This window comes from Curtobacterium sp. P97, assembly GCF_023712445.1.
In the GTDB taxonomy this organism is placed as follows: domain Bacteria; phylum Actinomycetota; class Actinomycetes; order Actinomycetales; family Microbacteriaceae; genus Curtobacterium.
In genome coordinates, this window is sequence record NZ_JAMAYF010000018.1 from 25,874 (window position 1) to 45,957 (window position 20,084).

Genomic DNA, 20,084 nt, shown 5'->3' on the forward strand with positions numbered 1-20,084 from the left:
GTGGAGCAGCAGACGTCGGGTCACCCCCGTCCACTCGACGGTTGCTGCTCCACCGCGCGAGGGAGGCGCCCGCGTGGAGCGCACCGGTAGGGTCGGCTCGTGGCCAGCAACGACGCATTCGACGACCGCTACGACCTGCGCGAGTTCGCGCCGACGACCGACGCCGAGGGGGCGCCGACGCCGGAGACCGAGGCGTGGATGCGCGCCGTCGGGTTCGGGTTCCACGAAGCCCACCCCGACGCCGAGGGTGCCGCGCGGATGGCGTCGCACTTCCTGGAGGACCAGGAGACGTTCCTCGGCGTGTACCTGCGCGACCCGTTCCCGGGCTCGGTCGACGAGACGTGGCCGGCCGGGACCTTCACCTGGTTCCGCAAGCGCCTGACGTGGGCCGAGGGCGCCGCGATCGACACGCAGGCGATCTCCGCCGTGACGGTCCGACCGACCGAGCGTCGGCGCGGGATCCTCCGCCGCATGATGACGCACGCGCTCGAGCGCGGCATCGCCGAGGGCTACGCCGTCGCGTCCCTCACCGCGTCCGAGGGCACCATCTACCGCCGCTTCGGCTTCGGCTGCGCGATCCGCGAGCGGGCGGTGACCGTCCGCCGCGAGCGGGCACTGCCGCTGCTCGCGCCGACCACCGGCACCGTCGCGGTCGTCACGCCGGAGTGGCTCGCCGAGGGCACCGGGCGCGCCGTGTTCGACCGGTTCGACGCACGCACCCCGGGCTCGATGGTCCGGAACGCCGGCACGTGGCCGATCGTGTTCGGGCTCCGCGACGGCGAGGGCCAGCCCGCGAAGGACGTCCGCGCCGCGGTGCACCGCCCCGACGACTCCGACGAGGTCGACGGCTACGTGACCTGGCGCGTGAAGGAGGGCAAGGGCGACACCGTCCTCGAGATCGTCGACCTGGTCTACGCGAACGATGCCGCGTACCTGTCGCTCTGGGAGTTCCTGCTCTCGATCGACCTGAACGACGTGGTCAAGTACAGCCGCTCGCGGCTCGACGACCCGATCGTCGCGGCCCTCGGCGACAACCGCGCCTACGACGTCGAGCACGAGGAGGACCACGTCTGGCTCCGGGTGCTCGACGTGCCGGCGGTGCTCAGCAGCCGGCCGTACGCGGTCGACGGTTCGGTGACGCTCGCCGTCTCCGACGCGATGGGGTTCGCGTCGGGCGCCTACCGGCTTGACGTCACCGACGGGCAGGGCACGGTGACGCGCCTGTCCGACGGCGCCGACGGCGAGGCCGACCTGCGGCTCGACGTGGCGGACCTCGGCGCGGTGCTCATCGGCTCGGTGTCCCCGGTCACCCTCGCCGCGGCCGGACTCGTGCGTGCGGCGGACCCGACGGCGCCCGCGCTGCTCCGGGCGATGCTCACGCCGGCCCGCACGCCGCACGGGATCACGTACTTCTAGGCGTGCGCCGGGCGCGCCGCCCGCTGCACCACGACCAACCGGAAGCACCTCGCGCCACGGAACCCCATGGCGCGAGGTGCTTCCGGTTGTGCAGCAGCACGCCGCACCACCAAGCGCGCCGACACATGGCGAGCCGACGTTGCGCGTCGCGGGCCCGGGCTGCCGGCCGAGCGGGGACCGGCACCTACGCCCGGCGACGCACCCGTGGGTCGACGAACGCGTAGACGACGTCCACGATCACGTTCGCGGTGACGATGAGCAGCGCCGAGAACACCGTGAAGCCGACGACCACCTGCAGGTCGAGGGTGTGCACCGCGTCGATGAGCAGCGCTCCGAGGCCCTGCATCGAGAACACCTTCTCGGTGATGACCGCGCCGCCGAGCAGCGACCCGAGGTCGAGCCCGAACAGCGTCACCACGGGCAGGATCGCGGTCCGGAGTCCGTGCCGCACGACGACCTGCCGCTCCCGCAGGCCCTTCGCACGCGCGGTCCGGACGAAGTCCTGCGACATCGACTCGAGCATCTCGCCGCGGGTCAGCCGCGCGTAGATGGCCGCGCTGATGAAGGCGAGCACGCACCACGGCAGCACCAGGTGCGTCACCCACCCGACCGGGTCCTCGACGAACGGCACGTAGCCGCTCGTGGGCAGCCAACCGAGGGTGAACCCGAACAGCAGGATCGCGAGCAGCCCGATCAGGTACGCGGGCGAGGACACCCCGGCGACGGCGACCGTCATGACGGCGCGGTCGGCCAGCGTCCCCCGCTTGAGCGCGGACACCGTGCCGCCCGCCACACCGGCGACGAGCCACAGCACGGCCGCCCCGACGGCGATCGACGCGGTCACGGGCAGGCGCGACGCGATGAGGTTCGTGACGCTGTCGTGCAGCTGGAACGAGTACCCGAAGCACGGTGCCGCGCACGTGATCGTGGAGGCTCCGGAACCGAAGGTGCGGCCGGCGAAGATGCCGGCGAGGTACGCCCCGAACTGCGCGAACCACGGCTTGTCGGTGCCGAGGAACGCCTGCACGTCAGCGAGCCGCTCGGGCGTGCACGGCTTGTCGCAGATCGCCCGGGCCGGGTTCGTGGGCAGCAGCATGAACAGCGCGTAGGTGATCGCCGCGACGACGAACAGCACGACGACGGCGCCGAGGATCCGGACGGCCAGGAAGCGGAAGGTGCTCATCGGTCGCCCCCGCGCGGGTCGAGGGCGTCGCGCAGGGCGTCACCGAGCACGTTGAAGGCCAGGGTGATGAGGAACAGTGCGGCTCCGGGGAAGACGAGGTACATCGGATCGGTCTGCACCCAGCCGATCGCATCGCCGATGCTGCGGCCCCACGACGGCGTCGGCGGGTTCACCCCGACGGCCAGGAAGGACAGCGCGGCCTCGGCGCCGATCATCGACGGGATCGAGATGGTCGCGTAGACGGTGATCGTCGCGGCGAGGTTCGGCAGGAGCTGCTTGCGGATGACGTGCCAGCGCCCCGCACCCATCGCGGTCGAGGCGACGACGTAGTTCCGGCTCACGAGCGAGAGCGTCTGCCCGCGCACGACGCGGGCGACGGAGGGCCACCCGAAGAACCCGATCACGAGCACGACGAGCAGCGGCTTCGGGAACGAGGTCGGCACGACCGCGGTGAGCGCGATCATGAAGACCAGGGACGGGAACCCGAAGATCACGTCGACCACGCGCGAGAGCACCCGGTCGTACCAGCCGCCGAGGAACCCGGTGGTGACACCGACGAGCACCCCGATCACGATCGACATCGCGGTCGCGGCGAGCCCGATGCCGAGCGAGGTCCGTGCGCCGTAGGTCACGATCGCGAACAGGTCCCGCCCGGTCAGCGGCTCGACGCCGAACCAGTGCTCGCCGCTCACGCCGCCGGCAGCACCGCGGGGAGCCCCGAAGTCGTTCAGTGCGTCGACGTCGTAGCTGTACGGGTTCCGCCCGGTGGCGGCGGCGATGAGCGGTGCGGCGATCGCCACGACGACGAACACCGCGATGACGATCGCGGCGGCCACGGCCCAGCGGTCCTGACGGACCCGGCGCACCACGGCGCGGAACCCGGTGGTCCGACCGGCCGACGCGGAGACGGGCCGGTCGACGACGTTCGCGGTCACGAGACCACTCCTTCCCAGGCCCGCCAGGCCTCGCGGCGGGCGGCCTGTCGCGCGGGATCGGCGACCGGGGCCGCCGCGAGCAGCATGCGCGTGTAGTCCTGCTGCGGGTGGTCGAGCACAGCGGAGGTCGCGCCGCGCTCGACGATGCGGCCGTCGTGCAGCACGACGACGTCGTCGGCGAGCTGGCGCACGACGGCCAGGTCGTGGCTGATGAGCAGCATGCCGAAGCCGAACTCGTCCTGCAGGTCTGCGAGCAGGTCGAGCACGGCGGCCTGCACGGTGACGTCGAGGGCGCTGGTCGGCTCGTCCGCGATCACCAGGGCCGGTCGGAGCGCCAGTGCCCGGGCGACGGCGACGCGCTGCCGCTGGCCGCCCGACAGCTGGTGCGGGAACCGTTCGGTCCACGACGGGTCGAGCTGCACCGCGGACAGGAGCTCGCGGGCGCGGTCGGCGCGCGAGGCCGGTGTGCCCTCGCCGTGCACGAGCAGCGGTTCGGCGATGCTCCAGCCGATGGTCTGTCGCGGGTTCAGCGACGACGCCGGGTCCTGGAAGACGATGCCCACGCGGCTGCGGAGCTCGCGCAGGCGCTTCCCGCGTGCGGTGCGCAGGTCGTTGCCGTCGACCTCGACCGAGCCGTCCACGACGGGGACGAGTCCGGCGAGCGCGCGGCCGATGGTCGACTTGCCGGACCCCGACTCCCCCACCAGGCCGAGCGTCCGGCCGGCCGTGAGTTCGAGGTCGATCCCGTGCACCGTGGGGTCGCCGCGGCGTGCGTAGCGCACGGCGACGTCGCGCAGGCGCGCGACCGCGGGTGATGGCCGGGAGGCACGAGACCCGGCCCCCGACCCGGCCGCGGCCGACGGTGCGGACGCGGGGTGTGCCTCCAGGGCGGGGACCGCGGCGAGGAGCTCGCGCGTGTAGTCGGCCTCCGGGTGCGCGAAGACGTCGGCGACCGCTCCGTGCTCGACGGAGTCACCGCGGCGCATCACCAGCACCTCGTCGGCGACGTCCGCGACCACACCCATGTCGTGGGTGATGAGCAGGACGGCGAGGTCGCGTTCGCGACCGAGCCGACGCAGCAGGTCGAGGATCCCGGCCTGGACCGTCACGTCGAGTGCGGTCGTCGGCTCGTCGGCGAACAACGCGACGGGGTCTCCCGCGAGCGCCATCGCGATCATCGCCCGCTGGAGCTGCCCGCCGGACAGCTCGTGCGGGTAGGCCTTCCGGATCCGGGCCGGGTCCGGCAGCCCGGCAGCCCGGAGCAGCTCGTCGACGCGGGCGGAGACGCCCGCCCGGTCCAGGTCGGTCGGGTGCGCCCGCACGGCCTCGGCGATCTGCGTGCCGATCGCCAGCACGGGGGTGAACGAGTTCATCGGTTCCTGGAACACGACCCCGATGCCCGCACCACGGACGGCGCGCAGCTCGTCCACGGAGGCGCCGATGAGCTCGGTCCCGCGGAACCGGGCGCTGCCCGACACACGGGCGGAGGGTGGCAGGAGTCCGAGCACGCTCATCGCGCTGACGGACTTGCCCGAACCGGACTCGCCGACGAGCGCGAGCACCCGGCCGGGCGTCAGGGTGAAGGAGACGTCACGGACGACGGGCTCCGCGTCGCCGAACGCGACGCGGAGCCCCTCGACCTCGAGCAGCGGTGCACTCACTGCGAGAGCGAGACCTTGAGGTAGTTCGGGTAGGCCGGGAAGTCCGCGATGCGGAAGTTCTCGACGTTCGACCCGGCCAGGAAGGACTGCTTCGCGTAGATCAGCGGGACGACGGGGGCGTCCTCCATGATCCGCCGGTCCGCCTGCGCCCACAGCTCCTGCGCCTCGGACTGGTCGACCGTGCCGGTCGCCTTCGCGATGAGGGCGTCGACCTCGGGGTTGCTGTACTTCGAGACGTTGTACCCGCCCCCACCGATCTCCGACGAGTCGTAGAGCGGCTGGATGTTGGCGTTCGCGCTCGGGAAGTCCGGCTGCCAGCTCGACAGCGAGAGGTCGAAGTCGGTGCCGTTCGTCGTCGCCTGGGTGAACGAGTCGTAGTCGAGCGGCTTGAGCGTGACCGTGATGCCGGCGCGCTTCAGGCCCGCCTGCAGGGCCTGCGCCTGGGACAGGTAGGTCGGGTCGTTCTGCGTCACCAGCGTGAGCTTCAGGTCCTCGGCACCGGCGTCCTGCAGCAGCGCCTTCGCCTTGTCGACGTCGCCCGTCGCGCCGGTCTCGTACAGGTCGTAGTCCTGGCGTCCGGCGATGCCCGGCGTCACGAGCGTCGACGCGTACTCGCCGGCGAGCGCGCCGCCGGCGGCGATGCGGAACGACTTGCGGTCGACGGCGTACTGCAGCGCCTGGCGGACCTTCAGGTCCTTGAGCGCCCCGCGCTGCGTGTTGATCGCCATGTAGGTGATCGGGCCGGCCTTGCTCGTCGCGAGGCGGTCCTGCGCAGCGGGGTTGGCGCGCACCTGGTTGAGCTCGGCGGCACCGAGGAACTGCGCACCGAACGCGTTCTTCGCGTCACCGTTGTCGGCGATCAGGCTCTGCGTCGTGGTCGACGCGTCCTGGCTCTCCTTGAAGACGATCTTCGACGGACCGGCCGTGCGGATCGCGTCGGTCTTCGCGCTCCACTCCTTGTTCCGGACGAGCGTCACCTGCGAGCCCTGCGTGTTCGACTCGATCTGGTACGGGCCGCTCGACACGGGCTTCGCGTCGTACGCGCCGGTGTCCTTGCCCTCGCCCTCGGGCACGGGCGCGAACGCCGGCATCGACGCGAGCCACGGCCAGTCGCCGTACGGGGCGTCGAGCGTGAAGACGATGGTCTTGTCGTCGGGGGTCTCGATGCTGTCGAGCGTCTTCCCCTCGAACGGGCCCTGGTAGTCGGAGCCGCCGACCAGCAGGGACTTGTGGTAGCTCAGGCCGCCGGTGAGGTTCGGCGCGAAGGACCGCTCGATCCCCCACTTGATGTCCTTCGTGGTGATCGGCGTGCCGTCCTGGAACTTCAGGCCGTCCTTGAGCGTGTAGGTCCAGGTCCTGCCGCCGTTGCTCGACTCACCCGTGGTGGTCGCCAGGTCGGGGACGACCTTCGCGGTCTTCCCGGGCTGGACGTCCCAGGTGGTCAGGCGGCGGGCGACCAGGCCCATCGAGGTGATGCCGAGGCTCTGGCTCGTCGCCGGGTCCCAGTGCAGCGCGGTCTGCGCGGTGAGGATGTCGAGCGTGCCGCCCTTGCTCGTGCCGGTGGACGCGTCGTCCGACGCGCCGCCACCCGAGCAGCCGGTCAGCACGAGGGCTGCGGCGGCGGCGACGGCCGCGGTGATCGTCAAGCGCTTGGGGCGGTGCATGGTGTGCTGCTCCTCGTGGGGGGGGGGTGGGGGTGTCGAGCGCCGCCGACCGGGGGTCCGGTCTGCTGCGGCCCGCGTCGTCGTGGTGGACGGGGTGTCCGTCCCGGTTCGGGTGGCCGGGCGGTCCATGGTGGCACCGGTCGGTGCGCGGACCCGAACGCTCGCGTGGTCCGGACGACATGCGACGCAACATTGCACGACGCAACAGCACAACGCCTGCGGCTCGAGCGTATTCCCGCGGCGGGCAGGGCGTCCGGTCACGCGCGACGGACGGCGACGACGGACACCGGTCGGGAGGCGCGGCGCGGCCCCGTCAGGCCGTGACCGTCGTCCTCGCGGCGCGTCCGGCGATCGCTCCGACCCCGAGCGCCGAGCCGAGGAACACGACGGCGAGGATCGCCCAGCCGGCGGTCCCGAGGTCGACGGCGGTGAGGGTCACCACGGTGGGCGCGATCATCGCTGCGACCGCGTACCCGGTGCCGTACACGCCCTGGTACGCACCGATCCGGTCCGCCGGTGCGAGCTCGAAGCTCAGCGCCCACCCGGCCGCACTCGACGTGATCTCCGCGAGCGAGTGCGCGACGGCCGCGAGGACGAGCACGGCGGTCGCGGTCGCAGCCGGCACCCAGTCGTCCCCGCGGACCCACCCGGCGGCGGCCCACAGGCCGCACGCCACCGCCATGACCCACCCCGCGTGCCGCATCACCCGGGCCGCTCCCGCGACGGTGTCCGTCCCGCGGCTCAGCCGGACCTGCAGCAGGACGACGATCACCGTGTTCACGAGCAGCAGCGGCGAGACGAGCACGTCCGGGGCGACGGTGTGCTGCACGACCCAGATCGGCACCCCGACCTCGAACAGGCCGAACTGCATGCCGAACAGTCCCGTCAGGGCGGTGACGGCGAGGAACCGCACGTCGCGGTAGGGGCTCCGGCCGGCGGGTTCCCGACGCACGATCGTGCCGGTGTCCGTGCGGTCCGCGGGGGCCGCGTCGACGCGCGCCGCCGACAGACCCGCGACGAGGACCGCCGACGCCAGGAACAGCGCGCCGGAGAGCACCATCGTCACGCGGTAGGCCTCGCCGGTGCCGATCGCGAGCGGGACCGCGGCGAGCGCGGTGCCCACGCCGATGCCGACGTTCGTGACCGTGCGCATGGTCGCCCGGACGCGGACCCGCTCGGTGCCCGGGAACGCCCGGCCGACCACAGCGCTCCGGACGGCGCTGCCGCCCTGCTGCGCGAGGGTCACGACGGACGCCGTCACGACGAGCGTCAGCAGGTCGTGGACGAGCACGTAGCTGATGAGCGCGAGCCCCTGCACCAGGTGCAGCCACACGAGCATCCGTCGCGCGCTGAACCGGTCCGCGAGGTGCCCGAACACGAGCGACGCGGCGACGCCGACCGCGCCGGCGACCGTGAGGCCGAGACCGACCGCGACGGCCGGGAGCCCGACGATCGTGATGAGGTACAGCGAGGTGAGCGTGAAGAAGGCACCGCGCCCGAGGGTGTCCACCAACGTGACCGTGAGCAGGCGTCGGAGCGTCGGGTCCTGTCGGACCAGGGTGCGGATCGGGACCGGTTGCGCCGTGGTGCTCACGGTCCTGTTCTCGCAGCAGCGCGGTGCTGACCAGAACGGATGTAGCGTCAGGCTTCATGATCCGCTACCGGCTCGAGCCCTCCGACGTCTCGGCGGTGCGGTTCGGCATCTCGCCGCTGTCGGAGCTCGGCCTCGGGCTGCGCGCCTTCCGAGCACCGGAGCGGTACCCCTTGCAGCGGCCGTGGCTCGAGCGCATCGCCGGCGTGCTGCCCGTCCTCGACCGCCCCGTCCTCGCCGGCCTGGTCGACGAGCGCCGGTGGGTCGCGGACTTCGTCAACCCTCGCCCGGAGTCCCCGCTGGGGTCGTTCGACGACGAGCTCCGTGCCCTCGGCCGGATCTCCCCCTCCCGGCTCCGGACCGACCTCGAGCGGGTGCACGCCACCGTGCCGGACGTGTTCGTCGGGCGCCACGAGGACGTCGTCGACCGGCTCGTCCGGGCGCTCGCCACGACGTGGGAGCTCTGCTTCGCACCGTACTGGCCGCGGATGCGCCGCGTGCTGCAGGCCGACGTGACGCACCGCGGCCGGATCGCCGCGCACGAGGGCGTCGGCGCGGTGCTCGGCGGGCTGTCCGAGTCGGTGCGCTTCGACGGCCGACACGTCGACGTCCGGTTGAGCAGCCCGATCGCGCGCGACCGCCCGGTGCAGGGCGAGGGACTGACGCTCGTCCCGTCGGTGTTCGTCGTCCGCGCGTCGACGCCGATCGACGACGACATGCCCCCGACCGTCATGTACCCGGCGCGGGGGCAGGGCGCGATGTGGTCGACCGCGTCGCACCCCGACGCCGGTGCCGTCCGCGACCTGCTCGGGGGCACGCGGGCCGCGCTCCTCGACGCGCTCGGCGAGCCCGCGTCGTCGACCGACCTCGCGATGCGGTTCGGCGTCTCCACCTCGGCCGTCAACCAGCACCTGCGGGTGATGGAACGGGGCGGGCTGCTCAACCGGACGCGGTACGGCCGCGCGGTGCTGTACTACCGCAGCACCGTCGGCGACGCGCTCGTCCGACGGGAGTGAGCACGTCGCCGCCGGGCGTGTCAGCGATCGAACAGCCCACCGAGGAAGTCGTTGCCGAGGTTCGACGCCTGCTCCCCCAGACCGGACGCCTGCTCACCGAGGCCGGACGCCTGCTCGCCCAGTCCGCCCAGGAACTGCTCGCCCTCGGCCGCGAAGCCCTCGACGCCGCCGCCCAGGTCCGCGAGACCGAGGTCGCCCATGCCCGAGGCGATGCCCTCGAAGTCGACACCGAGGTCGGCCGCGCCGGCCAGCACGGGTGCCGCTGCTGCGCTCACCACCGCTCCTCCGGCGACCGCCACCGCGAGACCACCGAGCGCCACCGCACCGGCACCGACGGCAGCACCGCCGGCGAAGGCACCACCCCTGCCGCTGCCCGGTCGCCCGGAGCCGCCGAGCACGCGGCGGATGAGCCCGGGTCGGGACATCTCGCCGCGGGTCATCGCCCGCGCCATGCCGCCGGACGAGTCGTCCCGCAGGTGCTCGTGCGGCGGGAGCTCCGAGTTCAGCCGGTCCCGCACCTGCTGCCGCTGCGCCGGGGTGAGCCGCGCGAAGGCGTCGTGGTGCACCTGCTCGATCTGGTCCGGGCTCGCCGTCCGCAGCAGGTAGTCGTACTTCGCCAGGGCGATCTTGTCCGCGTCGGCGTGCCCGCCGTGCGCCTGCGGCTGCCCCGGGTGCTGCTCGGGCCGCCCGTACTGCTGCTGCGGCTGCCCGTACTGCTGCTGTCCCGGCTGCTGCTGTCCCGGCTGCTGCTGTCCCGGCTGCGGCTGTCGCGACCGGTCGTCGCCCGTCAGCTTGTCCGCGGCAGTCCGGACGATGTCACGCCAGTCGGTCCCGCCCCCGGTGCCGTGCGGGTTCTGCTGGTGGCCGGCTGCGGCGTTCCCCTGCGCGCGCTGCTTCTGCATCTGCTTGTCGATGACCTTCGAGGCCATGCCGAGGATCCGGTTGAGGTTCGCCATGCCCCAACCTTTGTGATCACACATGAGAGCACTCAGCGACCGAGCAGTGCGCCACCCGCCGATCAGGTCCGAGAGCGCTGGGAGCGACGGAGCGGCCGGCACGTCCGACCGCGGAACACAGCGACAGCCACTCCGATCCGGTGGTACATCACCGGACGGTTCGGAAGGGTGTCCTCGGCCGTGCACCCGCCGGAGCGCGGCCAGGTGGACGTGCGAGGCCCGGATCTGCAGGAACAGATCCGGGCCTCAGTTCGCCTTCCGAGTGGAAAGCCAGGGATGCAAACCCATCCCCGAGCTCAGCGCTCGGACCGATGGTAGCCGAGCCCGCTCGGCTTCGCATCCCTGGCTCGACGCTCTTCGTGTCCGCCGGCGACGACACCAGGAGGTCCTCGATGTCGCGAGACGACGACGGCCGGAACAGGCGTCACGCGCTCTGGCTGGGGATCGCGAGCTTGCTCGTGAACACCACCAGACTGCTGGTCGACCTGCTCCGCAAGGGCTGAGGATGCGGGTGCCCCTCGCCGCCACCAGCGGCGAGGGGCACCCCGTCGGTCAGGACCGCAGGCGCGTCAGGACGGCAGGCGCGTCAGGACAGCAGGCGCGCCAGGAACGCGTTGCGGAACCGCCCGGTCGGGTCGAGGTCCCGCGCGAGCGCCGCGAAGTCGTCGAGGCGCGGGTACGCCTCGCGCAGGCGTTCGACGCTCGCGGCGGAGACCTTCCCCCAGTGCGGGCGGGGATCGAAGGGCGCGAGGACCTCCTCGATCCGCTCGACCGCGGCAGCCACGGCCTCGGCGTCCCGTCGGAAGGTGAAGTGCAGCCCGACCGACTGCCGTCCCGACGAGGGCGCCAGCCATGCCGTGTCGGCGGCGATCGTCCGGACCTCGGCCGCGATGAGCAGCGGCGCGAAGAGCGGCTCGAGCGGGCGCAGCGCATCGAGCGCGGCGACGGCGTGCTCTGCGGGGACCAGGTACTCCGCCTGGATCTCGGCACCGGTGGACGGCTCGAAGGTCGACCGGAAGTGCGGCAGCCGCTCGGCCCACGGCCCGGGGACCCCGCCCTGCTCGGTGACGCTCGCGGCGTCGTTCTCCCCCGGGTGCACGGGCCCGTCCGCCCGACGGGCACCGAGCGCGACGAGGTCGACCGACGGTGCAGGTTCGTCGACGCGGTGCTTCGTCCAGACCTGTCGGGCACCGCGGTCGTCGAACGAGGTGAACAAGGACACCGAGTACGCGTCCGACACCACCCGGTCGAAGTGCTCGAGGACGGCGTCCCACGGCAGGTCGAGGTGCACGGTCGTGGCCACCTGGAACGTCGGCTCGATCGCGAGCTCGACCGCGGTGACGACGCCGAGCGCACCGAGTGCCACCCGGTGCGCGTCGAGGGCGCCGTCCGGCGACGACGCGTCGACCCGGACGACGTCGCCGGAGGCCCGGACGACCTCGAGCCCGACCACCGCCTGCGCGAGCGACGGGTTGCGGACGCCGGAGCCGTGCGTGCCGGTGGCGACCGCGCCGGCGACCGAGATGTGCGGCAGGGAGGCGAGGTTCGCGAGGGCCCAGCCACGAGCCTCCAGGCCGGCCGCCACCTGAGCGTGCGTCATGCCGGCGGCGACCCGCACCACGCGCCGGTCGGCGTCGACCTCGAGCACCGGCGGGAGGCCGGCGAGCGTGACCTGGACGGCGTCGGTGTCGGCGATCTCGTTGAACGAGTGCGTCGAGCCGAGCGCCGTCAGGCGCGGTGTGGCCGCGACGAGCTGCCGGAGCGCCGCCACCGAGGTGGGGCGGTCGAGCGCGGAGGCGCGGTAGGTGACGTTCCCCGCCCAGTTGGTGCGCGTCGTCGCGGCCACGGTCACGGTCCTAGAACCCGCGGTCGAGACGGTGCCACGCCTGCTGCAGGCGGAGCTCGTCGCGGAACCCGCGAGCCGTGGTGTGCTCGTCGATGACCAGGAACTCGGTGCCGACCATGGTCGCGAGGTCCTCGACGACCTGCAGGCCGACGGCCGTCGTCATGACGGTGTGGTGCGCGGCGCCGGCGGTGAGCCAAGCCTCCGCGGCGACCGGGAACGACGGACGCGGCTCCCAGACGGCACGGCCGACCGGCAGGTTCGGCAGCGCCTCGGTCGGCGGGACGACGTCGACGACGTTCGCGGTGAGCCGGAAGCCGTCGCGCGTGTCGGACAGGGCGACCACGACGGCCTCGCCGGCGTCCGCGGTGAAGACCAGGCGCACCGGGTCGTCCTTGCCGCCGATGCCGAGCGGGTGGATCTCGAGCGTCGGCGTCGCGGTGGTGAGCGTCGGCGAGACCTCGAGCATGTGCGCGCCGAGGATCTTCTCGGCACCCGGGGTGAGGTCGTACGTGTAGTCCTCCATGAGGGAGGCACCGCCGGGCAGGCCCGCACCGGCGACGTTCATCGCGCGGACGAGGACGGCGGTCTTCCAGTCGCCCTCGGCGCCGAAGCCGTAGCCGTCGGCCATGAGCCGCTGCACCGCGAGGCCGGGCAGCTGCTTGAGCGTGCCGAGGTCCTCGAAGTTCGTCGTGAACGCAGCGGAGCCGTTCTGCTCCAGGAGTGCACGGAGGCCGAGCTCGATCGCGGCGCCGTCGCGGAGCGCCTGGTGACGGTCACCGCCGTCGCGCCGCAGCGACGCGTCGACGTCGTAGTCGCGCTCGTAGACGGCGACGAGCTCGTCGACCGCTGCCGTGTCGGCCTCGGCCTCGGCCACCGCTGCGGCCAGCTCGTTCACGGCCCAGGTGTTCACCTGCACGCCGAGCTCGATCTCCGCCTCGGTCTTGTCGCCCTCGGTGACGGCGACGTAGCGCATGTTGTCGCCGAAGCGCGTCAGCTTCAGCTCGCGGACGGCCGCCGCACCGGCCGCGGCGCGCGTCCAGTCCTCCACCCGCGAGACCACGCGCGGGTCGGACACGTGCCCGACGGCGGTCGCGTGCCGGACGCCGAGGCGGGCCAGCGCGTAGCCGAACTCGCGGTCGCCGTGCGCGGCCTGGTTGAGGTTCATGAAGTCGAAGTCGATGTCGCCCCACGGCAGCGCGACGTTCGCCTGGGTGTGCAGGTGCAGCAGCGGCTTCGTGAGCGCCTGCAGGCCACCGATCCACATCTTGGCCGGGCTGAACGTGTGCATCCACGTCGTCACACCGATGACCTTGTCGTCGGCGCTCGCCTCGATGAGCGCGCGACGGATGCCGTCGGCGTCCTTGAGCACCGGCTTCCACACGAGCTTCACGGGCAGTGCACCCGCGAGCTCCGCGTGCACGGCCTTGCTCTGCTCCTCGACCTGGCGCAGGGTCTCCTCGCCGTACAGGCCCTGCGACCCGGTGAGGAACCAGACCTCGTAGCTGTCGAGGGTGGCCTGGGGGTTCACCTGCGTCATCGCATGGCTCCTTCGGGGTTCTGTCCGTAGACGTTCTGGTAGCGATCGAAGAGTCGATCGATGTCGTCGGGGGCGATCGGCACGAGCTCCCCGCCCTGCTTCGCGATGTGCACGGTGCGTGCGACGTCCTCGCACATCACCGCCGCCTTCACGGCGTCCTTCGCGTCCTTGCCGATCGTGAAGACGCCGTGGTTCTGCATGAGCACGGCGCGGCTCCGGTGACCGGCGAGGGTGTCGACGATGCCGCGGCCGATGGAGTCGTCGCCGATGATCGCGAACGGGCCGACCGGGATCGGACCGCCGAACTCGTCCGCCATCGCGGTGATCACACAGGGGATCTCCTCGGCGCGGGCGGCCCATGCCGTGGCGTACGTCGAGTGGGTGTGCACGACGCCGCCCACCTCGGGCATGTTCCGGTAGACGAAGGCGTGCGCGGCGGTGTCGGACGACGGGCCGTGCGCGTTGCCCCACCCGTCGGCGGGCAGCCCGTCGAGGGTGCAGACCACCTGGTTCTCCGGGGTGAGGTCGTCGCTGGAGACCCCGCTCGGCTTGATGACGAACAGGTCGGTGCCCGGCACGCGCTCGGAGACGTTGCCGCCCGTCCAGATGACGAGGCCGTAGCGGACGAGCTCGCCGTGCAGGGACGCGACGCGCTCCCGCGCCGCGGCGACGGCTGCCCTCGTCTCGTCCGTGATCGGTCCGGTCATGCGGCTGACTCCTTCTCGGTCTGGAGGCGCGCCTCGACCACGTCGGTCGGCTCGCCCTGGTCGGTCGGTGCGGGCTGCCCCGTCGGTGCGGTCTGGTCCGTCGGTGCGGCCTGGTCGTTCGCCACGCCGGGGCGGGTCGCGGCGGCGGCGACGTCCTGCACGGGGAGGGCCGCGCGGTACCGGGCCAGGTAGTCCTGGAAGCCCGCGACGTCGCGGTCCTCGGGCTCGGCGACGTGGACCGCGTCGCCGCGGAACACCGTGTCGGCGAGGAAGTCCTCCAGCGGGCGGTCGGTGTGCTCCAGGTACGCCGCGAGCACCGCGATGCCCCAGGCGCCACCCTCGCCCGCGGTCTCCTCGAGGGCGACCGGCACGCGGAGCGCTGCGGCGAGCAGGCGCTGCGGGGCACCCGGCGTGCGGAAGAGGCCGCCGTGCGCGGTCATCCGGTCGACGGCGACCTCCTCGCCGTGCAGGACGTCCATGCCGATCGCGAGGGTCGCGAAGGCACCGTGCACCTCGGAGCGGACGAGGTTGCCGAGCGTGAAGCGGGCACCGGGGGTGCGCAGCAGCAGCGGTCGGCCGTCCTCGACGTGCGTGACCGGCTCGCCGGCCAGGTAGTTGAAGGAGAGCAGCCCGCCGGCGTCCGGGTCCGCGTCGGCGGCCTCGGCCAGCAGGGTGGCGTAGACGTCGTCGACGGGGACCGACGCGCTGCCGGTCCGTTCGCTCGTGGCCTCGGCGAACCGGCCGAAGACACGGGCCCAGGCGGCGATCTCGCTCGCACCGTTGTTGCAGTGCACCATCGCGACCGCGTCACCGGCCGGGGTCGTGACGACGTCGAGCTCCTCGTGCGGGGTCCGGAGCGCCCGCTCGAGCACGACCATCGCGAAGATGCTCGTGCCGACGCTGACGTTGCCGGTGCGCGGGGCGACGGCGTTCGTGGCCACCATGCCCGTGCCGGCGTCGCCCTCGGGCGGGCAGAACGGGACGCCGGGCTGCAGCGTGCCGGTGGGGTCGAGCCACGTGGCTCCCTCGGGGGTGAGCGCGCCCGCGTCCTCACCCGCGACGAGCACCTCGGGGAGCAGGGCGCGGAGGTCCGGGACGCGGTCGCCGAGCAGGTCCTGCGTGGCGGCGAGCATCGACGCGTCGTAGTCGCGGCGACCGGGCTCCCCCGGGGCGCTCTCGACCGGGCCGGACTCGATCGGGAACATGCCGCTCGCGTCGCCGACGCCGAGGACGTCGCGGCCCGTGAGCATGCGGTGCACGTACCCGGCGAGCGTCGTGACGCCGGCCAGCTGGGCGACGTGCGACTCGTCGTCGAGCACGGCCTGGTACAGGTGCGCGACCGACCAGCGTTGCGGGACGTTGAAGTCGAGCGCGGCGCTCAGCTGCTCGGCGGCCGGACCGGTCGAGGTGTTGCGCCAGGTGCGGAACGGGACGAGGAGCTCGCCGTCCTCGTCGAACGCCAGGTAGCCGTGCATCATCGCCGAGACGCCCGCCGCGCGGAAGGCCGTCGGGCGGACGCCGAACTGCCGCTCGACGTCGGCGACCAGGTCGGCGTAGGCCGCGCGGACACCGGTCTCGACGGCGACCAGCGGGTAGGTCCACCGCCCGTCGACGTACTCGTTCTCCCACTCGTGGGAGCCGCTCGCGATCGGTCGGAGCTGCTCGTCGACGAGCACGGCCTTGATCCGGGTGGAGCCGAGCTCGATGCCGAGTGTCGTGCGGCCGTCCTCGACCTGCTGCCGGCGGTCGTCGCTCATGTGTCCTCCCGAGACCTCGTCGTCCTGCGTGAGCGCTCACATCCTGGCACGTGAGCGCTCACGCCTGCAACGCATCGGCGCGCCGCCCTGCTCGCGCGCGCCGGGCTCCCGCCCGCTCCCGCCCGCTCCTCCCGCTGCTCCCCCCCGCCGAGCGGGCACGATCCGTCACGCTCGGCATCCCGCGCCGACACATCCCACCCACTCGGCGGCGACCCCGCGGCAGGTCGTGCCCGCTCGCGCAGCCGGGCTGCTCTCTCCACCGAGCCGTACCGAGCCCCACCGAGCCGTACCGAGCCCCACCGAGCCCCACCGAGCGGGCACGATCCGTCACCCTCGGCCCCCCTCGCCGACACATCTCGCCCGCTCGGCGGCATCCCCGCGGCAGGTCGTGCCCGCTCGGCGGCAACCCCGCGGCAGGTCGTGCCCGCTCGGCGGCACGCCCGCGGCAGGTCGTGCCCGCTCGCGCAGCCGGGCACCCCCGCCCGCCGCCCGCCGCCCGGCGCCCGGCGCCCGGCGCCCGGCGCCGGACTACGCGCCGAGGGTGCTCTCGCGGACGACGAGCGACGGGGTGACGGCCGTCGAGACCGGACTCCCGCCGGACACGAGCTCGAGCAGCGCCCGGCCCGCGATGCGACCGAGCTCGTCGAGCCGCATGTCGACGGTGGTCAGCGGAGGCCGCGACGCGAGCGCCACCACGTCCCAGTCGTCGTACCCGGTCACGGCGACGTCCCCCGGCACCGACCGCCCGGTCTCCCGCAGTCGGTCGCACACGCCACGGGCGATCTGGTCGTTCCCGCACAGCACCGCGTCCACCGCGGACGGCTCCCGGTCCAGCAGGTCGACGGCCTGCCGCCCCCAGCGCTCGGACCACTCCCCGCGCATCGGAGCGCCCACCATCCGGTCACCGAGCACCGGGGCAGCCCCGCGCGCCCGGTCGACCGCCGACCGCGCGTCCTGCGGGCCCGTGACGACGGCGACCCGCTGCCGCCCGAGTCCGACCAGGTGCGCCGCTGCAGCAGCAGCGCCGGCGGGGTCGTCGAGCGTGATCGAGACGTCCGCGGGGTCGGTGGACGGGGTCAGCGCGTAGACGACGGGCACCGGGACCGGCACCTCGATCGGCGGCCGGGCATCGGCGGAGCGGCCGGTGACGATGATGCCGTCGACGCCGCGGGCGACGAGCGACCGGAGGTAGTGGGCCTCGCGCACGTGGTCGTCGCGGGTGTCGGCGACCAGGACCATCACCTCGCCGGCGGACAGGGCGTCCTCGGCCCCGAGCAGCACCGGCATCGTGAACCGTCCGAACGAGTCGGTCGTCACCATGCCGACCGTCCACGTCCGACCGGAGGACAGCGCACGGGCACGTGCGTCGCCGACGAACCCGAGCTTCTCCGCCGCGTCCTTGACCCGCGCCCGGGTCTCGTCGCGCAGCTGCCCGGTGTCGTTCAGCGCCTTCGACGCCGTCCCGATGGACACCCCGGCGAGCGCTGCGACGTCGCTGATGCGAGCGAGTCGGGCTCTGCGGTCCGTGGCCACGGCAACGTCCTTTCCGGCAGGGGCCCGGACGACCGAGCCCGCGCCGATCCTAGGCGACTGCGCTCTTGTGCTGCCGCACCACCTGTCGTACGGTCGTCCCGGAAAGCGCTTTCCGCACGGACGGCCGCCAGTCAGACGCAAGGAGGCGCCATGACCACCACGACCGGAACCCCGACGGCCACCCCCGCGACGGGACGCGGGGCGCGGACCGCGACCCCGGTCCTCCCGACCGCAGGTGCGCACCTGGCGTCCCGCCCGCTCCCCGCCGGCGATGCGCGCATCACCGGGGGCTTCTGGGCGCTGCGACAGGACCGCAACGGTCGCGATGCCGTCCGCAGCGGGTACGAGCGCCTCCGCGACGCAGGGAACTTCCGGAACCTGCGCATCGCCGCGGGCGACGAGCAGGGCGAGGCGGTCGGGCCGATCTTCATGGACTCCGACGTGACGAAGTGGCTCGAGGCCGTTGCGTGGGAGTACGGCCGGGCCCCGGCCGACGACCTGCTCGAGCTGCAGCGCGAGGTGACGGCGCTCTACGCCAGGGCGCAGGCGGAGGACGGCTACCTCGACTCGGTGCAGCAGGTCCGGGGCGGGGGCGAGCGGTACGTCGACCTGAAGTGGAGCCACGAGATGTACTGCGCCGGGCACCTGTACCAGGCCGCGGTCGCGCAGCACCGCGCCACGGGTGACACCGGCCTGCTCGAGGTGGCCGTGCGGAACGCCGACCACCTCGTCCGGACGTTCGGCCCGGGTGACGACCGCACCCAGGACGTCGACGGCCACCCCGTCGTCGAGATGGGGCTCGTCGAGCTGTACCGCGAGACCGGCACCCGCGCCTACCTCGACCTGGCGCACTGGTTCGTCGACGCCCGCGGGCGCGGCATCATCGAGCGCGCCGGCGGCGAGCCGACGTACTTCTCCGACCGGGTCCCCGTCCGCGAGGCCACCACCGTCGAGGGCCACGCCGTCCGCGCCGTCTACCTGGCCGCCGGTGCCGTGGACGTCGCGATCGAGACCGGCGACACCGAGCTCCTCACGGCGAGCGAGCGCCAGTTCGCGGACATGACGGCCACGAAGGCGTTCATCACCGGCGGCCTCGGCGCCCGCTGGGACTGGGAGGCGTTCGGCGACCCGTACGAGCTCCCGACGGACCGCGGCTACGCGGAGACGTGCGCGGCCATCGGCGGCATCCAGTGGGCGTGGCGGCTGCTGCTCGCGACGGGGAAGCCCGTGTACGCCGACGCGATCGAGCGCCTGCTCTACAACGCGTTCCTGCCCGGCGTGAGCCTCGCCGGCACCGAGTACTTCTACGTCAACCCGCTGCAGCACCGCGACGGCGCGCACCAGGACGAGAACCGCTCCCCCGCCCACGGACGTCGCGGCTGGTTCGACTGCGCCTGCTGCCCGCCGAACATCATGCGCACGTTCGCGAGCCTCGACGGGTACCTGGCGACGGCGACCGACGGCGGCCTGCAGGTCCACCAGTACGCGGACGCCGACCTCGGCCCCGTCCGCGTCGCGACCGGCTACCCGCACGACGGCCGCGTGGTCGTCACGGTGACCGAGGACGGCCCCCTGGCGCTCGGACTCCGCATCCCGGCGTGGTCGGACACCACCACCGTGACCACCCCCGACGGCACCGCGACCCCGGAGCCCGGCACCCTGCACGTGGTCGAGCGCGCGTGGACGGCCGGTGACACCGTCGAGCTCGCCTTCGACACGACGCCGCACCGCTACGTGGCGGATCCCCGCATCGACGCGGCACGGGGCCAGGTGGCGATCGAGCGCGGGCCGCTCGTCTACGCCGTCGAGCAGGCGGACCAGCAGGGCTTCACGGTCGACGACCTGACGGTCGACGCGAGCGCGCCGGTCACCGAGGAGCGCCGCGACGACCTGCTCGACGGCGTCGTCACGCTGCGCGTCGCCGGGCACGCTCCGGCGCGGCACGAGCAGGCGGCGTGGCCGTACCGACGGCTGGAGCGGACGGGAGGCGCGACGCACCCCGCCGACGCCACCCCCGTGACCGAAGCGGCCGGCTCCGCGACCGCGGCCGGTCCCGCCGGGGCGACCCCCGTCACCGACGCGGCCGGCTCCGCGACCACGGCCGGTCCCGCCGACGCGACCACCGGCCTCCAGGCCGTCACCGCGACCGCCGTGCCGTACTACGCCTGGGCGAACCGCGGCCCCGCACCGATGCGCGTCTGGCTGCCGCTCGCCCACTGAGCGCGGCACCGCCCAGGTCGCACGACCTGCCCGCCGGCCGCGCGACGGCCCCCACGGCGGGC

Annotated in this window: 14 protein-coding genes; 3 read left to right on the forward strand and 11 right to left on the reverse strand. The window is 73.4% G+C overall.

The features are described 5' to 3' along the window. Window positions 1-99 precede the first annotated feature (99 nt). Window positions 100-1,416: a GNAT family N-acetyltransferase gene (locus M3677_RS15805; RefSeq protein WP_251161015.1), complete on the forward strand. Its 1,317-nt coding sequence runs from the start codon at window positions 100-102 to the stop codon at window positions 1,414-1,416. A 184-nt stretch (window positions 1,417-1,600) separates the two neighbouring features. Here M3677_RS15805 and M3677_RS15810 read toward each other — a convergent pair whose 3' ends face one another. The 5 genes from M3677_RS15810 to M3677_RS15830 form a co-directional block, all read right to left on the reverse strand. After that, window positions 1,601-2,599: an ABC transporter permease gene (locus M3677_RS15810; protein ID WP_209823897.1), complete on the reverse strand. Its 999-nt coding sequence runs from the start codon at window positions 2,597-2,599 to the stop codon at window positions 1,601-1,603. Next, a complete protein-coding gene (locus M3677_RS15815; RefSeq protein WP_251161016.1) occupies window positions 2,596-3,534 on the reverse strand; it encodes an ABC transporter permease in 939 nt (312 codons plus the stop codon). The genes M3677_RS15810 and M3677_RS15815 overlap by 4 nt, the downstream gene beginning before the upstream one ends. Continuing rightward, complete coding sequence (locus M3677_RS15820; RefSeq protein WP_251161017.1) at window positions 3,531-5,195, reverse strand: ABC transporter ATP-binding protein; 1,665 nt, start codon at window positions 5,193-5,195, stop codon at window positions 3,531-3,533. The genes M3677_RS15815 and M3677_RS15820 overlap by 4 nt, the downstream gene beginning before the upstream one ends. Further along, complete coding sequence (locus tag M3677_RS15825; protein ID WP_209685711.1) at window positions 5,192-6,859, reverse strand: ABC transporter substrate-binding protein; 1,668 nt, start codon at window positions 6,857-6,859, stop codon at window positions 5,192-5,194. The genes M3677_RS15820 and M3677_RS15825 overlap by 4 nt, the downstream gene beginning before the upstream one ends. Before the next feature lie 313 nt (window positions 6,860-7,172). Next, complete coding sequence (locus tag M3677_RS15830; protein ID WP_251161018.1) at window positions 7,173-8,453, reverse strand: MFS transporter; 1,281 nt, start codon at window positions 8,451-8,453, stop codon at window positions 7,173-7,175. 56 nt (window positions 8,454-8,509) lie between these two features. On the opposite strand from M3677_RS15830, the gene M3677_RS15835 reads away from it, so the two are divergent. Continuing rightward, window positions 8,510-9,466, forward strand: coding sequence for a DUF5937 family protein (locus M3677_RS15835; RefSeq protein ID WP_066655635.1), 957 nt, complete (start codon window positions 8,510-8,512; stop codon window positions 9,464-9,466). Between the two features lie 20 nt (window positions 9,467-9,486). On the opposite strand, the gene M3677_RS15840 is transcribed toward M3677_RS15835, so the two are convergent. The 6 genes from M3677_RS15840 to M3677_RS15865 form a co-directional block, all read right to left on the reverse strand. After that, complete coding sequence (locus M3677_RS15840; protein WP_251161019.1) at window positions 9,487-10,422, reverse strand: cation-transporting ATPase; 936 nt, start codon at window positions 10,420-10,422, stop codon at window positions 9,487-9,489. Between the two features lie 586 nt (window positions 10,423-11,008). After that, entirely contained in the window at window positions 11,009-12,268 is a 1,260-nt protein-coding gene (locus M3677_RS18520; protein WP_251161020.1) for a D-arabinono-1,4-lactone oxidase, read from the reverse strand. Between the two features lie 10 nt (window positions 12,269-12,278). Beyond that, window positions 12,279-13,805 carry an L-arabinose isomerase gene (araA, locus tag M3677_RS15850; protein ID WP_251161021.1) on the reverse strand — a complete coding sequence of 509 codons (1,527 nt, stop codon included), beginning with the start codon at window positions 13,803-13,805 and terminating at the stop codon, window positions 12,279-12,281. Then, the gene (locus M3677_RS15855; RefSeq protein ID WP_066655643.1) at window positions 13,802-14,512 is read right to left on the reverse strand and encodes an L-ribulose-5-phosphate 4-epimerase; all 711 of its coding nucleotides are present in this window, start codon (window positions 14,510-14,512) and stop codon (window positions 13,802-13,804) included. Before M3677_RS15855 ends, araA begins: the two co-directional genes overlap by 4 nt. Beyond that, window positions 14,509-16,269: a xylulokinase gene (locus M3677_RS15860; protein ID WP_251161022.1), complete on the reverse strand. Its 1,761-nt coding sequence runs from the start codon at window positions 16,267-16,269 to the stop codon at window positions 14,509-14,511. Before M3677_RS15860 ends, M3677_RS15855 begins: the two co-directional genes overlap by 4 nt. 528 nt (window positions 16,270-16,797) lie before the next feature. After that, window positions 16,798-17,802, reverse strand: a complete 1,005-nt coding sequence (locus tag M3677_RS15865; RefSeq protein WP_251161023.1) for a LacI family DNA-binding transcriptional regulator — start codon at window positions 17,800-17,802, stop codon at window positions 16,798-16,800. 150 nt (window positions 17,803-17,952) lie between these two features. Between M3677_RS15865 and M3677_RS15870 the strand changes: the two genes are divergently transcribed. After that, window positions 17,953-20,022: a glycoside hydrolase family 127 protein gene (locus tag M3677_RS15870; RefSeq protein WP_251161024.1), complete on the forward strand. Its 2,070-nt coding sequence runs from the start codon at window positions 17,953-17,955 to the stop codon at window positions 20,020-20,022. Window positions 20,023-20,084: the final 62 nt, after the last annotated feature.